Origin of the sequence: Chitinophaga oryzae (assembly GCF_012516375.2) — a bacterium.
GTDB lineage: Bacteria > Bacteroidota > Bacteroidia > Chitinophagales > Chitinophagaceae > Chitinophaga > Chitinophaga oryzae.
Genome location: NZ_CP051204.2, coordinates 1,007,170 through 1,023,079 on the forward strand (window position 1 = coordinate 1,007,170; position 15,910 = coordinate 1,023,079).

At 50.9% G+C, this 15,910-nt stretch carries 11 protein-coding genes; 7 read left to right on the plus strand and 4 right to left on the minus strand.

Going from position 1 to position 15,910, the window contains the following annotated elements:
• Positions 1 to 228 precede the first annotated feature (228 nt).
• The gene (locus HF324_RS04290; protein ID WP_168809860.1) at positions 229 to 588 is read left to right on the plus strand and encodes an MmcQ/YjbR family DNA-binding protein; all 360 of its coding nucleotides are present in this window, start codon (positions 229 to 231) and stop codon (positions 586 to 588) included.
• A gap of 4 nt (positions 589 to 592) precedes the next feature.
• Here HF324_RS04290 and HF324_RS04295 read toward each other — a convergent pair whose 3' ends face one another.
• Positions 593 to 1,378, minus strand: a complete 786-nt coding sequence (locus HF324_RS04295; protein ID WP_168809862.1) for a sulfite exporter TauE/SafE family protein — start codon at positions 1,376 to 1,378, stop codon at positions 593 to 595.
• A 216-nt stretch (positions 1,379 to 1,594) separates the two neighbouring features.
• On the opposite strand from HF324_RS04295, the gene HF324_RS04300 reads away from it, so the two are divergent.
• Positions 1,595 to 2,335 carry a hypothetical protein gene (locus tag HF324_RS04300; RefSeq protein ID WP_168861975.1) on the plus strand — a complete coding sequence of 247 codons (741 nt, stop codon included), beginning with the start codon at positions 1,595 to 1,597 and terminating at the stop codon, positions 2,333 to 2,335.
• Here the strand turns inward: HF324_RS04300 and HF324_RS04305 are convergent.
• The 3 genes from HF324_RS04305 to HF324_RS04315 form a co-directional block, all read right to left on the minus strand.
• The gene (locus HF324_RS04305) at positions 2,291 to 3,628 is read right to left on the minus strand and encodes a Gfo/Idh/MocA family protein (RefSeq protein WP_168809866.1); all 1,338 of its coding nucleotides are present in this window, start codon (positions 3,626 to 3,628) and stop codon (positions 2,291 to 2,293) included. The genes HF324_RS04300 and HF324_RS04305 overlap by 45 nt on opposite strands.
• A gap of 206 nt (positions 3,629 to 3,834) precedes the next feature.
• Positions 3,835 to 5,607 (minus strand): DUF885 domain-containing protein, encoded by a 1,773-nt coding sequence (locus HF324_RS04310; RefSeq protein ID WP_168861976.1) that lies wholly within the window; start codon positions 5,605 to 5,607, stop codon positions 3,835 to 3,837.
• Between the two features lie 116 nt (positions 5,608 to 5,723).
• On the minus strand, positions 5,724 to 7,091 hold the full coding sequence (locus tag HF324_RS04315; protein WP_168809870.1) for a 3-keto-disaccharide hydrolase: 1,368 nt from the start codon (positions 7,089 to 7,091) through the stop codon (positions 5,724 to 5,726).
• A 454-nt stretch (positions 7,092 to 7,545) separates the two neighbouring features.
• On the opposite strand from HF324_RS04315, the gene HF324_RS04320 reads away from it, so the two are divergent.
• From HF324_RS04320 to scpB, 5 genes are all read left to right on the plus strand, one after another.
• Positions 7,546 to 10,548: a SusC/RagA family TonB-linked outer membrane protein gene (locus tag HF324_RS04320; protein ID WP_168809872.1), complete on the plus strand. Its 3,003-nt coding sequence runs from the start codon at positions 7,546 to 7,548 to the stop codon at positions 10,546 to 10,548.
• Positions 10,549 to 10,573: 25 nt separating this feature from the next.
• A complete protein-coding gene (locus HF324_RS04325) occupies positions 10,574 to 12,196 on the plus strand; it encodes a RagB/SusD family nutrient uptake outer membrane protein (protein ID WP_168861977.1) in 1,623 nt (540 codons plus the stop codon).
• Between the two features lie 105 nt (positions 12,197 to 12,301).
• The gene (locus tag HF324_RS04330; RefSeq protein WP_168861978.1) at positions 12,302 to 12,883 is read left to right on the plus strand and encodes a DJ-1/PfpI family protein; all 582 of its coding nucleotides are present in this window, start codon (positions 12,302 to 12,304) and stop codon (positions 12,881 to 12,883) included.
• A gap of 189 nt (positions 12,884 to 13,072) precedes the next feature.
• A complete protein-coding gene (gene atpG / locus HF324_RS04335; protein WP_078669024.1) occupies positions 13,073 to 13,957 on the plus strand; it encodes an ATP synthase F1 subunit gamma in 885 nt (294 codons plus the stop codon).
• A gap of 104 nt (positions 13,958 to 14,061) precedes the next feature.
• Positions 14,062 to 15,378 carry an SMC-Scp complex subunit ScpB gene (gene scpB / locus HF324_RS04340; RefSeq protein ID WP_168861979.1) on the plus strand — a complete coding sequence of 439 codons (1,317 nt, stop codon included), beginning with the start codon at positions 14,062 to 14,064 and terminating at the stop codon, positions 15,376 to 15,378.
• Positions 15,379 to 15,910: the final 532 nt, after the last annotated feature.

The following is a 15,910-nucleotide window of genomic DNA, read 5'->3' on the forward strand; positions in this document are numbered from 1 at the left end:
GCCCGGGGGCGCGAATCGTATTAAAATCTGGTTAATTCCCTGCTTCTGCACGCTTTTGATGCGTTATTTTCTGCAATTAATTCATTATTTTTATAAGGCAGTTTCATCTCTATTTACAGCAAACACCCATTCCACACGTGGCATATTTTTATGTCTGTTTGTGGTTAGATTTTAATTGCGGTATCCGTTCAGGAAACGGGAATATAAACTATGTTTAAACCTGCTGCTATGTTTGACAATGCCCTTGATTATTGCCAGTCTTTACCGGCTGTTACCACTGAGAAGAAGTGGGATAACGAACTGCGATTTTTTGTAGGCGAAAAATTGTTTTGTATGATATCCCTTGACCCGCCGCACCGGGTTTCTTTCAAATGCACGCCTAACCAGTATCATCAGCTGATCGCGAAACGGGGTATCGTGCCCGCTCCCCATCTGGCGCGTTACCACTGGGTGCAGCTGCAGCGGGAAGACATTATGCCGGCCCCGGAACTGGAGCACTTTCTGCATGACGCCTACGATCTTATCCTTGGATCTTTACCGCCCTATGAGCGGGAAGCCATCGAAAAGCTGCGTAAACTGAATGCCTGATGGTTTATTTCCAGAGTGTAAAGAAAATGTCGTACAGGCCAAAGACGACAAGGGTGCCCGCAAATAACTTTTCGAGTAGCGGGGTCTTCATTTTTACGGCTGTCCTGGCGCCCAGGTAAGAGGCCGGGAAAGCAGTCAGGGAAAGCAGCAGCGCAATGTTCCAGTCGATATGCCCGAGGCACCAGTGCGTGATGGCGCCGGGAACGGAAAGTACCGCAGAAAGGATCACCGCACATGCCAGCGCCTGTTTAATGGGCATTTTCAGGCGGCGGATGAAGAAGGTGCTGAACAGGATGCCTCCCGCATTGGCCAGCAGGCCTGAAAGGAAACCGATGAACAAAGCAGCCCCCACAATTTGAGAAGCCTTAATATCATCGCTGTTGACCGGTGTTTCTACAGATGCTCCTTTGTGACGAAGGTAGGAGTACAGCAGGGAACCTCCCAGTGTAACAATGAAAAGCGCTGTCAGGATCATCAGCGTTTTCCCCGGCAGGTAGCTGCTGCACCAGGAACCCAGTATGGTGGCCGGTACCCCGAAGGCCGCCCCTAATACCACTACCCGTTTGTTGAACAGCTTTTCACGGCTATATACCGCCGTGGCAGACAGCGTGCTGGAAATAGATGCCGGTAATGGTGAGGCGAGGGCAAAAAAAGGATTTACGCCCGCAAAAATCTGTAGCGCAGGGGTACTGATAGCGCTGCCGCCTTTGCCCAAAAGGCCCGATAAGTAGCCGACTACTACTCCTATGACCAATACTGGCAGGTAGTTGGATTGTTGTAAATATTCCATTCAATCATCCCTCCTTCGGGAACGTGCAAACTAATGGTTGGTGGTTGGTTTGTCTCAATTACAGGTCCGTCAAAAGTAGGGGGCATTGATTAATTATGACGATAACTAAAAGTTATGGGAGATAACAATATATTATATTTATTGCTAGTCTATAAAGCTAATGAACTGAATATTCGTTATTTTCATACCGCTAACGTATAGCAGTTAAATTGTGATATGACAAAGAAAGTGGATTTCCCCAATGCTGATTACTCCTTGCAATGGCTGTACAAGGACCCGGACCAGCATATCTATGAAGATTACAATACGATCGGCGTTCCTGACGAGCGGATTTTTGAGGATATCCACCGTGTATTGGAGATATTGCAGGCGGCACAGTTGTTAATACCCACTAACCTGAACCGGTCCAGGAAGTTCGGGTTTTCCGGTACCGGTATCGATGATATTGTGACGGAGATACGGCAGTGGGTACGGTCCCGGGTGGTGAAGCAGAAACTGTCTGTTTATGGCCACGGGATCGTAAAGTTGCCCAACGGGGAAGAAGCGGTGCTGAAAGACATGGTGCACGTAGCAGACCTGCGGTTTACCGAAAGAAGTTTTAAGATCGCTACCGCCAAAACCATCTGGGTGCCGGTGGTACAGGATGACGCGGATAATTACAACTGGCAGATAGGGCTGGCGGAGCTGAATGCGCCGCGGCTGGAAAACTGCCTGGCTGCCATATTCCACAAGCTAAAGCTGGAAGTGACGCCGGGCCTGGAAGAAGAAGACCGTTCCAAGCCGGTGTGGCAGAAAGGGTTTAAGCTGTTTCCATCCCGGGAAGCCATTGAAAGCGCTTATATAGAAGATCCGCCCCGCCCAGTTTTGACATCGCCAAATACCTGCTGCCTAAAACGGAGGCGGACCACTAAGTTATATTTTAGGCATCCAGCCTTTTTCATATTCCCTGCTCCATAGTTTCATCGCTTCCTTATCATTGAGGATGCGGCCATTAGCCGGGTCGGTGTGCAATATCCTCCCGGTGCGCTGGGCGATGTTGCCCAGCAGGCAAAGGAGCGTGCTTTTATAACCGGTATTGATTTCAGAGTTGAGGGTAGCTTTTCCGCGGATGCTTTCGAGGAAATTGTTGAGGTGCACGGCATCATAGAATTCGCCGGCAGGGCTTACCGTGTTGGTCACGCTTTGGTTCGGGTTCGCGGCCTGCTTCACTTCTTTTACCACTTTGTTTTTATTGTCCACGATTTTGTAGCTGTCGCCGCCGGAGTTGTACAGGGCGCCCTGTTCGCCGAAGATGGCGAATCCGCGGCCACTGCCTTCGAGGGTGAAGGGGTCGCAGCTGCGGCCTTCCCACGCAATGGCTTTGTTGCCTTCAAATTCGAAGTTCAGGGTTTGGGTATCTGGAGTCTCCCAGTCGTCACCTGAAAACGAGTAGCGGCCGCCGGCGGAGGTGACTTTCGTCGGGTATTCCAGGTCCATGAACCAGCGGAGGCAGTCCAGTTCGTGGGTGGCGTTGTTACAGGTTTCGGAGGTGCCCCAGTGCCAGCGCCAGTGCCAGTTGTAATGCACAATGTTATCCAGGTAGTCTTTGCGTGGCGCAGGGCCCTGCCAGAGGTCCCAGTCGAGGGTGGAAGGCACCGGGATTTTTTTGCCCGTGCCGATAGGCTGGCGGTCGTTGACATACCATCCGCGCCCGTAATGTACTTTGCCGAGGATGCCCTGTTCTTTTACTTCTTTGACGGCCTGTTGCAGGTTGGGCCAGGAGCGGCGCTGGTTGCCCATTTGCACGAGGCGGTTGTATTTTTTGGCTGCTGCCACCAGTAATTCACCTTCATGCGGGTTATGGGCGCAGGGCTTTTCCACATATACGTGTTTGCCGGCGGCGGTGCCCATGATGGCGGCGGGGGCGTGCCAGTGGTCGGGCGCTGCTACGATCAGCGCGTCAAAATCCTTTCGCTCCAGCAGTTTACGGATATCTTTTATCACGGCAGGCTTGCGGTCTTGCGCGCCGGCTACGGCTTTCAGGCCTTTTTCGATAGCGCCGTCTTCCACATCGCAGATGTAGCCGATTTCAGCGCCAGGCAGTTTCGCCGCCACCTGCGCCAGCCAGTTGCCACGGGAGTTAACCCCCATCACGCCCAGCACGATTTTATTGCTCGGCGCCTGTTTGCCAAACACCGGGAAATTCAGAATCGTCAGCCCGGCCCCTACGCCGGCCAGGGAAGTGGTTTTGATAAAGTCTCTTCTTTTCATAACGGATCTCTCCAATTGAAATAATAAGTTTTTAGCAATCGGTTGCAGAGGTAAAATAACAAGAATATTTTAGCGGGGATAAAAATTTTGATGAAGGGTTTAAGGGGAACACAAAACGCGGCATCGTAACGGCAAACGCCGCCCGGCTACACATAGCCGGGCGGCGTTTGTACAGGAAGGTGTTTGTATAACAAATAAACAAATGCCTACTGACCGTAAAACCGTGTCATTTTCTGTTCGAGTACAGAAAGCGGTACGCAACCGTCTTTCAGCAGTTCATCATGGAAAGCGGGGAGGCTGAATTTATCGCCCAGTGCTTTGGTATATTTTTCCCGCAATTCCCGGATTTTCAGTTCTCCTATTTTGTAGGACAAGGCCTGGCCGGGAATGGCCATATAACGTTCTATTTCAGCGGTAGCATCATGTTCAGACACCGGTTCGTTGTCCATCATGTATTTGATGGCTTGTTCACGGGACCAGCCTTTATGGTGCATACCAACGTCAACGACTAAACGAATTGCGCGATGTATTTCGTCGGTCAGCCGGCCGAAGTACATATACGGATCGGTGTACAGGCCCAGTTCTTTGCCGAGGCTTTCGCAGTAGAGGGCGTATCCTTCGCCGAAGGCGCCCACCCAGGTAAAGCGGCGGAACCTGGGCAGCGAATCATTTTCCTGTTGCAGGGAGAACTGGAAATGGTGCCCGGGGATAGCTTCATGCAGGAAGAGGCTTTCCATGCCGGGGTATGGGAACTCGGATGCATTCAGGATCGGCACGTAGAAAATGCCCGGCCGGGACCCGTCAGGGTTGCCTGGCTGGTATTCTGCGGAAGCGGAAGCGGCGCGGAAGGCTTCTGTTTGCCTGATCTCGAATTTGGATTTCGGGAGATGGCCATACATTTTTTTGACACCGGGCATGATTTTATTTTCGATTGCCTGGAAGGAGTCGAGGATGGCGCCGGGTGTTTTGAAGATGCGCAGTTTTTTATCGTTGCGTACTGCCGTGAAGAATGCTGCCAGATCGCCTTTGAAGCCGACGCTGTTTTTCACTTCTTCCATTTCGCTGCGGATGCGGGCCACTTCGCGTTCGCCGAGGGCATAGATTTCATCCGGTGTTCTGTTGGTGGAAGTCCAGGACCGCACGAGATATTCGTAGTATTTTTTACCGTCCGGAATACCTTCGATGCCGCTGGTTTTGCGGGCTTTAGACAGGTATTCGGTTTGCATGAAAGTATACAGTTTACCGTAAGCGGGGAGAATGTATTTTTCGATGGCGGCGGTATAATCAGCTGTCAGCTGCTGTTTGGCGGCAGCATCGAGGGAGTCGGGCAGTGTTTTAAGCGGAGCGTAATACACGTTGGCGGTATCTTTTTTCGCCAGGTCTTTCAGCTGCGGCAGTGTTTTGATCACCAGTTTTTCCGGCAGCACATAACCGGTAGCGATGCCTTGCCGCATATTGGAGATAGCGGTATCCGCCCATGCGGCAAAGCCTTCCATGCGATGCATGAAATTCTCGTAGTCTTTTTTTGTTTTGAAAGGCTGTGCTGCTGACCCGGAGCCCAGTTGCGCCAGGGTGATGGGCAGGCAGGTGAACTGCTGTACCGGCATCAGGTAATCGTGATAAGTGAGCGCTTCCCGGTTGAGTGTGAGTTCCCGTTGCAGCATATCGTAAGTGATGCGGTCGTTGCCTGACAGCACCGCGGTGTCGATGCCTTTCATGGCTTGCTGATAGGCGGCATAGAAGGAATCGGCGCGATGGCGGAAGTCAGCGCCGATATCAACCGGCAGCTGGTCATTATATCTCATTTCACCGTTGAAAGTGGCCTGAAGTGGTTGCAGGGCCATATTGGCGTCGTAATAGCGCTCCACCAGCTGATGCAGGGAGTCCCCCGGGGCTTGTTGGCTGTTGCGGGAACTTTGCTGCTGACAGGCAACGGCTGTCAGCAAACTGCCCGCTAACAATAAAGAGGCGTATCTCATATTGTGTATGGATTAAGGGAACAATTTAATCAAATCCCCAAAACAAAAAAGCATTCCGAAGAATCGGAATGCTTATTTAGAACAGTGAACAATGAAAAAAAAGATAAAAAATATGTTTATTTCAATACTTTAATACGAATGCTTTTAAAGGATACCTCGTTACCGTGGTCCTGTAACAGGATGTGTCCTTCCGGCCATAAACCAAAATTCTTCCAGTTTTTGTACTTGCTAATCGCCACCAGGTCTTTGAAGGCTTGGGAGCCCCGTTCATATTCCAATACTTTAAAACCGTTCAGCCAGTGCTCTACGTGGTTATTTGGATACACAATAATACGACCTTTGTTCCAATCTCCAATAGGTAGCAGGGCACGTTTTTCCTGTTTTCTTGTCATGAGATCGTAAAGTGATGCCAGTGTCCGGTTTCCGTCGCGTCCCAGTTTGGCATCCGGGTGCTTTTCATCGTCCAGGACCTGGTATTCCAGCCCGATCGCCGATTTTCCGCCGGTTTCATATGATTCATTTACGAAATATTTGACCCCGCTATTGGCGCCGGGCGTGAGTTTAAAGGTAAATTCCAGCTCAAAAGCGCCGTATTCCTTTTCGGTCACGATATCGCCGCCGCTGCCTTCTTCGTCGCCGTTGGAGTGCATGATGGTCAGCATGCCATCCTGGATATGCCAGCCTTTGGCGGGAAAGTCCTTCTTGTAGGCGCCTCTCCAGCCTTTGGAGGTTTTACCATCCCACAGCAACTGGAAACCGTTCTTTTTCTGTTGACCGGAAACGGTGTTGTCCACATTATTCACCACGTAGATATTGTCGTAGGGTGCGTATTGCGAAGCCGCCGGTTTGTCGATGATACGGATGTTTTTCCAGTAGATATGTTTGTTTTCGTCGGCTGCGTTTTTACCGATGCCATGCACCTGCAGTGCGATGAATCCTTTGGGCAGCGCGGTGTCTACCAGGTGCGCGGCAGGAACGCCGTTTACCCAGGTACGGATTTCATTGCCGCGGCATTCGATGCGGTATTTGTTCCACTCGGTCGGTTTGAATGCATTTTGCCCGGCAGGGTTTAATTCCAGCGGGTATTGCCAGCCTCTGCGGCCTTCTTCGTAAATACCGCCGCTCCATTTGCGGTCAGACGGGTCTATCTCCATCTGGTAGCCGAACACGCGGCCGTTCTGGTAGTCGTCGCGGCTCTGGCTGCGGAACTGGATGCCGGAGTTAAAAGGGGCGCCCAGTTTGAATTCCAGCTCGAGGATGAAATCGCCGTATTCCTTATCGGTGGCCAGGAAGGAGTTGGGCGTACCGGTAACGGTGGTGCCGACTATCTGTCCGTCCTCTACGTTGTATACGGCCTTGCCACCCAGCTGTTTCCAGCCTTTCAGGTCTTTACCATTAAAAAGTGTCTGCCACTGGCCCTTTTGTGCAAACATGCTGCCGTACATACAAAGCAGGCTGCCACATAATAAAATCGTCTTTTTCATAACTTTTTATACTGGAATGAAGGTGTCAAATTAATCAATGAAAATGATTTTTACAACCGATTGCAAAAGAAAGTACTTTCGAAGAAGAAGTATATGGATGGGCTGGCTTGTTTGAAAATAAATACGGTGGACCCTAACCGGCTTTCACACTATTTTCTGCCAGGTTCTTTCCTGCGATACGCGCCTGGGTCCCCTGTCATGAAAATACGCAAAAAACACCTGCGTAAAAGACTCATCCATAATGTGTTGAAAAAAATCTTTCAGCGTTTTCCGACTTGAAAACTTTTTCATCTTCCCGTGTTCTGGTAACCACTTTTCGCCCGTTGCAAAAAATAAACAACAGAAAAAAATTTCCATTTCAAAATTGCAATCGTTTGCATCTCTGTAAATAATTACTATTTTGGGCTGGATAAGTTAGTACCCAATTCCATTTTCTGAAAAACTGATAAACGTTATGAATAGGATTTCACGCTTATGCCTTGCAGCGTTATGCCTCCTGCTATGCCATCAGGTCGCTCGGGCACAATCCAAACAGGTGGAGGGGAATGTACTGGCAAAAGATAAATCCCCCCTGGTAGGCGTTACAGTCGCCTTGAAGGGCGGTACTTCCGGTACACAAACCGACGCCAACGGACACTTTAAATTACAGGTCCCCAACGCCACCAACGCTGTCCTCATTTTTTCCTTCATCGGCTACACCCGGCATGAAGAACCTGTCACCGGCCGCAGCGTCATCAGCATCGTGCTGGAAGAAGACCAGAAAAAACTGGAAGAGATTGTCGTGGTAGGCTACGGCCAGCAAAAGAAAAAAGATGTGACCGGCTCCATCGCCTCTGTCAGCAGCAAAGCGATACAGGAAGTGCCGGTAACCAACGCCCAGCAGGCCCTGCAAGGCCGTACACCGGGCGTGGACGTAGTGAGCAACAGCGCCAAACCCGGCGATGAGCCCACCGTCCGCATCCGCGGTACCCGCTCCCTCTCTGCCGGCAACGATCCGCTCTACGTTATAGACGGTATCCCCTATTCCGGCAGCCTGAACGATATCGGTCCGGGCACGATCCAGTCCATGGAAATCCTTAAAGACGCCTCCGCCACAGCTATCTACGGCTCCCGCGGCGCTAACGGCGTAGTGCTGATCACCACCACCCGCGGCAAAACAGGCCGGCCGGTAGTGACCTATTCCGGCTCCTACGGCATGGTAAAAAACCTCGGACAGACAGACCTGATGAACGGCGCCCAGTTTGCGGAAATGCGCCGCGAAGCCTACCGTACCATCGGCAGATATAACGACAATAACCGCGACTCCTCCGATAAAGCCATCTTTGTACCACAGGAATATGACGGCATCCGGAAAGGCACTAACACCGACTGGCAGAAACTGCTCCTCTCCACCGGCTACCAGACCAACCACTCCATCGGCGTGAACGGCGGCACAGAGAAAACCAAATACGCTGTCGGCCTCGGCTACTTCAAAGACCAGGGCGTGCTGAAACTGCAAAGCTACGAGCGCTATAATATCAATATCAGCCTCGATCAGATGATCGGCTCCCGCGTGAAAGTCGGCGCCACCATGCTGGCATCCTACAGCAACCGCAAAGGAGAAACCTACAATGGCATCAATAACGCCATCCGTATGCTTCCCATCTCTTCTCCCTACGACGATAACGGTAACCTCATCACCTTCCCGAACAACGACAGCAACCTGCCCAACCCGTTGCTCGACTATGTCAGCGGTAACCGTGTCGAAAACCGCAAACGTTTTCGTCTTTTTACCAGCCTGTATGGTGAAGTGGAAATTATCGACGGACTTAAATACCGGCTCAACGTTGGCCCGGATATCTCTCAATACAACTACGGCCTGTTCCAGGGCAAAAATAACTTCGACCTCCTGATCGGCGGCGGCGACGCTACCGCCTCCAAAACCAGTGGCGAAACGATTGCATACACCGTGGAAAACGTTGTCACCTACAACAAAACTTTCAACAAGAAACACAACATCGGTTTCACCGGTTTATACAGCGTACAAAGACAAAGAGGCGACAGCTCCACTGCTAACGTACGCGGCGTACTGGTGGAGTCACAGGAATACTACAACCTCGGTCAGGCCATGAACGTTACCGGCGTAGGCAGCAGCCTCGGTACCTGGACCATCCTGTCATATATGGGACGACTCAACTACGGCTATGATGACCGTTACCTGGTAACCCTCACCATGCGTGCTGACGGCTCCTCCCGCTTCGCTCCGGGACAGAAATGGGGCTATTTCCCTTCCATCGCCGCCGCCTGGAACATGACCAACGAACAATTCCTGAAAAACAGCCGTAACATCAGCAACCTGAAGCTGCGCGCCAGCTTTGGCCGCATCGGCAACACCGGTATCGATCCATATGCTACGCAAGGTCTGCTGGCCCGCATCCCTTACTCCTTCGGCGGTAAAGGTGTACTGGGCTATACGCCGCAAATGCTGCGTAACCCCAACCTCACCTGGGAAACGACCACCTCCTTCGACGCAGGGCTGGACTTCGGCTTCTTTAAAGACCGGTTGACCGGTACCATCGATTTCTATAAACAGAAAACCACCGACCTGCTCATGCCTTTCCTGCTGCCTTACAGCAACGGGTTCAACAGCGTACTGCAGAACGTGGGCGCTACCAGCAACACCGGCTGGGAAGCTGCACTGACCGGCATCATCATCGACAACCCGAACGGGTTTAACTGGAGCATGGACGTGAACTTCTCCCGCAACCGCTCTAAAATCCTGGAACTGATGGGCGGTAAAAAAGAAGATATCGGTAACGGCTGGTTTGTTGGTCAGCCTACCTATGTGTACTACGACTATAACAAAATCGGTATCTGGCAGACAAGCGATAAATACGATGGACTGAACTATAAACCCAAACCGGGAGAAATCAAAGTAGAAGACACCAACGGCGATAAGAAAATCGACGCCAGCGACCGTAAAATACTCGGTACACCGCAGCCTGACTGGACCGCCGGTATGACCCAGCGGCTCTCTTATAAAAACTTCGAATTGTCCGTCGTAGCCTTTGCCCGTGTAGGCGGTATGGTGAAGAGTGATTTCTACCAAAACACCAACACCCTGTTCGGTCGCTTCAACAACCTGAACATCAACTACTGGACGCCCACTAATCCGACCAATGAATTCCCGCGGCCCAATGCCAACCAGGAACGTCCGGTCAACTACCAGTCACTCAGCTATTTCGACGGCTCCTTCTTCAAAATCAGGAACATTTCCCTCAGCTATGCGCTGCCGGAAGCTACCGTGAAACGGATGCAGATGCAGGACCTGCGCTTCAACGTAAGCGTAAAACAACCGCTCATCCTGGCGCCCTACAGGCAGAAATACAAAGGGGTAGATCCTGAAGATGTGAACGTCATCGGTATCGACGCTCCCGCCACCTGGATGCTGCAGTTTGGCGTGAATGCACGGTTCTAATTTTTTTCAATCAAAAACATTCAACATGAAAAATATTTTGTGGGCAATAGCATTAACCGCACTCGCCGGTACCGGGTGCAACAAAATGCTGGAGGAAGATGTGGTTTCCAATGCAACAGATGATTTCTATAATACGCGCAACGGGTTCACTACCGCTGTGAATGCCGGTTACGCCGGTATGCGTATCTTCTACAGCACCGAAAGAGGGATGACCCTCACCGTTCCGGGAACAGATACTTACTCCAACGGCTCCGACGGGAACTTCAAATTCGCCAACCAGTATACCTCACAGCTGGACGCCCGTTATGACCACGTGAAAGAAGTGTGGAATGGTTTATACCAGGCCATCAACAACTGTAACGTGGCGGTAGACCGCGCAGACCTGGTGCCGGGCCTTGATTCCGCCACCAAAGTCAAAGGTGTGGGAGAAGCACTGTTCTGCAGGGCGCAGTATCACTTCCTGCTGATGCAGACTTTCGGTAACATACCCTTACGGCTGCACGAAAATAAAGTGATCAATACAGAAGCCACCCGCGACACCACTTCAAAAGTATACGAAGCTGTTATCGCCGATCTGACCAGGGCGGCGCAATACCTGCCGTCCACGCAGAGCGACTGGGGACGGGCCACCAAGCCTGCTGCAGAGCACCTGCTGGCGAGGGTGTACCTTACCCGTGCTTCTTCGCCCGATGCCAAACCGGATGATTATGCCAACGCCAGCAAGTTCGCGGACGGCGTCATCAAAAATTATGGCTTAAAGCTGCTGGACGACCCCGGAAAAGTATGGGCGCAGGGCAATGAAAAGAATACAGAGACCATCTTCGCAGCACAGTATACCACCGACCCGCTGTATGCATCGCCGGACAATAACGCCTGCCGTTTCTTCCTCATGCAGTACGACGTGCAAAACGGTATGCAGCGCGACCTGGCCAACGGTACGCCCTGGAAACGTTTTAAGCCAACCGCTTTCCTGATCGATACCCTCTACAAGGAAAGAGTGCATGATACCCGCTACGAAAAATGGTTCACCACCGTTTGGTTTGTGAACAAGCCGGTCACCACCCCCTGGGTGATGAAAATGGGCGATACCGCCGTATATATGCCGGGCCGTCCGGTAACGCCGGCAGAAGTGGCCAGCAAACATTACCTGCTGGTGGGTTCCGATAAATACACAGAGAAACTGTACCCGTCGCTCAATAAATTCGCTGACGCCCTGCGGCCCGACAACCAGGCTTCCGGCGTAAGGCCTTTCATCGCTTTCCGCCTGGCGGAAACCTACCTGATTGCAGCCGAAGCCCTGTACAAACTGGGCAACGCGCAGGGCGCCGCCGATATGGTGAACGCCGTGCGTATGAGAGCAGCCCGCCAGGGCACTACACCGGCGGAAACACAGGCCCACCAGCTGGCCATGAAAGTGGCCGCTACCGATATCAACATCGATTTCCTGCTGGACGAAAGAGGCCGGGAACTGATCGGGGAGCAGCTGGCCTGGTTTGACCTGAAACGGACCGGTAAACTGCTGGAAAGAGTACGGAAACATAATCCGGAAGCTTCCGCCAATATCGATGAACATCATTTGCTGCGCCCTATTCCGCAGGACCAGATAGACAGATCGTCTACCCCCTTCCCGCAGAACAAAGGGTACTAACCGTTACTTCACGATTTCTTAACAGGCGCTCCGGGTAATACGTCCGGAGCGCCTGCTTTTATCCCGTTATTTTGTGTATCTTGAAGAACTTAAAACAGTAACCATATGGCACAGAAGAAGATTTTATTACTGACAGGAGATTTTGCGGAAGATTATGAGACGATGGTACCTTTCCAGATGCTGCAAATGATCGGGCACGAGGTACACGCGGTATGCCCCGATAAGGCTGCCGGCGATAAGGTGAAAACAGCTATCCATGATTTCGAAGGCGACCAGACCTACTCCGAGAAGCCTGGTCATGGTTTTGTGCTCAACGCTACTTTTTCGGATATTTCGGCGGGTGAATACGATGCACTGGTGATTGCCGGCGGACGGGCGCCTGAATACCTGCGGCTCAATAAAAATGTGATCGAGCTGATCCGGCACTTCTTTACAGAAGACAAACCGGTAGCCGCTGTTTGCCATGGTATCCAGATACTTACCGCTGCCGATGTGGTGCGGGGCAAGAAGCTGACGGCTTATCCTGCCGTGGCGCCGGAAGTAACCGCTGCCGGCGGTACTTACGTGTCCGTGAATGTTACGGAAGCCGTGGTGGATGGTAAACTGGTGACTGCACCGGCATGGCCGGCCCATCCCCAGTGGATTGCAGCATTTCTGCAGGTGCTGGGCACCACGATTATCTTATAATAGTTAGTCGAATATTTTAATATTTATATATAATTGATAATTAGCCCTTAAAAGAAAGGTCTAATTATCTTCCTTACGGATTTTCAAATTATACCTTCATTGCTTACCTTTGCAGCCAAATTCAGGAAATCAACAGCCTGAATGCATGATCGTCAAAGTAATTTGTCATTCCGTAATTGATTAAAATATATGTCCGGACAGCTTAAAGAAGTTCGTAACCGAATCAAATCTATTCAATCTGGTCAGCAGATCACCAAAGCCATGAAAATGGTGAGTGCTGCTAAATTAAGACGTGCACAGGATGCTATTTTACTGATGCGTCCTTACGCCTTGAAACTCCAGGAAATGCTGCAGAATATTGTTTCCAACAGCGAAGGCAATATCAGCACTCCCCTGGCGGCACAACGTGCGGTTGAAAAAGTACTGATTGTGGTGATCACTTCAGACAGAGGCTTGTGCGGCGCCTTCAACTCCAACCTGATCAAAACGGCCAAACGCGTAATCCGCGAAAAATACCAGGAGCAGTTTGAAGAAGGTAAAGTTGAGATACTGCCTATCGGCAAAAAAGGTTACGAGCATTTTGCCCAGAACGGTTACAGGGTAATCGACAAATACTGGCAGTTGTTCGGCAGCCTCACCTTCGAAAATGTGAAAGAAGCGGCTTCGGTAGCACTGAACGGCTTCGTTGACGGTACTTACGATGCGGTGGAAATCATCTACAGCGAATTCAAAAACGCTGCCACACAGGTATACGTTTCCGAACAGTTCCTGCCCATCGCCAAAGTGGAAAACGATGAAAACAGCAAGCTGAAAGCGGACTTCATCTTTGAACCGCAGAAAGAAGTGCTGATTGCCGAGCTGATGCCGAAAATTTTGAACACCCAGTTCTTCAAAGCGGTACTGGACTCCCACGCTTCTGAACACGGCGCTCGTATGACTGCCATGGACAAGGCTACGGAAAATGCCCAGGAACTGCTGCGTACACTGAAGATTTCTTACAACCGTGCCCGTCAGGCCGCCATTACTACCGAGCTGACAGAGATCGTGAGCGGCGCCGCTGCACTGGCAGGTTGATAACACTACGTCAATACTGAATATTGAAATATTTTCAGATTAGGGTCAAAGACTGTATTTTTAGTCTTTGACCTTTTTTTGTCATTCACACCTCTGATAGCAACATGGAAATATCACAGCTCATCCCACATGTGGAAGCACTTATTTTTGCAGCCGATCGCCCCTTACCCCTGCTGGAAATAGTGGAGTTGCTCAATAACGCGCTGGCATTCCTGGAAGACCGCGCCACGCTGGAGCAGGTAGAAGCCGCCATGGAAGCCATCAGGGAGAAATACAGCTCCGAATTCTACGCTTTTGAGATCCGGAGCAGCGGCGGCGGATACCAGTTCATGACCAAAAAGGAATACTATCAGACCGTGGCCCAGCTCAACGGCGATAAATTCCTGAAACGCCTGTCTACCGCCGCCCTCGAAACACTGGCCATCATCGCGTACCGCCAGCCTATCTCCAAAGGGGAAATTGAATACATCCGCGGCGTGAGCACGGATTATTCTATCCAGAAACTATTGGAGAAAGAGCTGATCGTTATCTCCGGCCGCAGTGAAGATCTCCCCGGTAAACCGCTGCTGTACGCCGTTTCCCGCTCTTTTATGGACTATTTCGGTATCAATTCCGCCGCCGATCTGCCCAAACTCAAAGAACTCTTTGAAGAAGATCTCGTGCAGCCCACGCTGATCAACGACGACACCGCCACTATCGGCCGCGGAGACAATGTGGCTACCGAAACGACACACAGTATGATGGTCTCTGAAGACGGCGAACTGCTGGATCCCGACCATGAACTGGACCAGCTGAATACCCCGGAGATACCCGCCGCTGAAGATGAAGAAGCAGAACCCGATGATGAAATCATCGCTTTTAATACTTATACCGTAGACGATACCACCGAAGATACCCCCGCCCCGGAAGACGCCGTCGTTTCGGAGCTAACCGATGAAGAACAGGAAGAAACCCCGGACGAAGATGTGGCTGCTGAGGGCGCGCAGATAACCGGTGAAGAAGAAATGCCAGCCGATGAAGAAGTGGCTCCCGAAGCCGATGAACAGGAGGAAGCGCCTGCCATGGAAGATGAAACCTCCGAAGACACGGAAACCGTAGATGAACACGGCGACGAAGATCCGGACGGTATGATGGAAGACGCCCTGGAAATTCCTTCGGAAGACGATGAGCCCGCATCTGAAGATGAGGACGATGAAGATGAGGGAGAAGAAGATGATGAGGATGATGAGGATGATGAGGATGATGAGGATGATGAGGATGATGAGGATGATGAGGATGATGAGGATGATGAGGATGATGAGGATGATGAGGATGATGAGGATGATGAGGATGATGAGGATGATGAGGATGATGAGGATGATGAGGATGATGAGGATGATGAGGAAAGTGCAACTGACGAAGATACAGAGAAAAAAGACTAATATAACAGCCTGCTTTTTTGCAGGCTTTTTTTATGCGCTGCGCGCGACGTTACATCCTTGAGTATTGTCAGGATGTCATCAGGTTGGGTGATGTGTCGGGTTGTTTTTTGGAAAATGAAATGTTTTTTGACGATTTTCGACATTTTTAGATGGACGTACGTCTCCATGATGTGCTTCGGTTCATTTTTTTATGTCATTAAGACATGGCGATAATCCCATTAATCTATCGGGGCAAAACTCCGCTTCTTGCCTGGCAACACTAAATCAGCGGAATCTGACTCACTCCGTGAATGCCCGGAGCGGTGTTATCAAGCTTCTTTCCGGACATGGCAAAAACAGCGGAATCCTGCTTTCTTTCCGTGCATGGCTGAGGGGGCGCTATCGACTCCTTTTCCAGGGTATGGCAGCCTGATTTTTCCTTGTGAGTTAGCAATAGCTACAACGGCAGACATCAGCGTTCTTCCTGGTCATGCATACATTACCTGATGGGGATCGTCAAAATGACATAATGTTTGAACTATAGTAGCCGTTG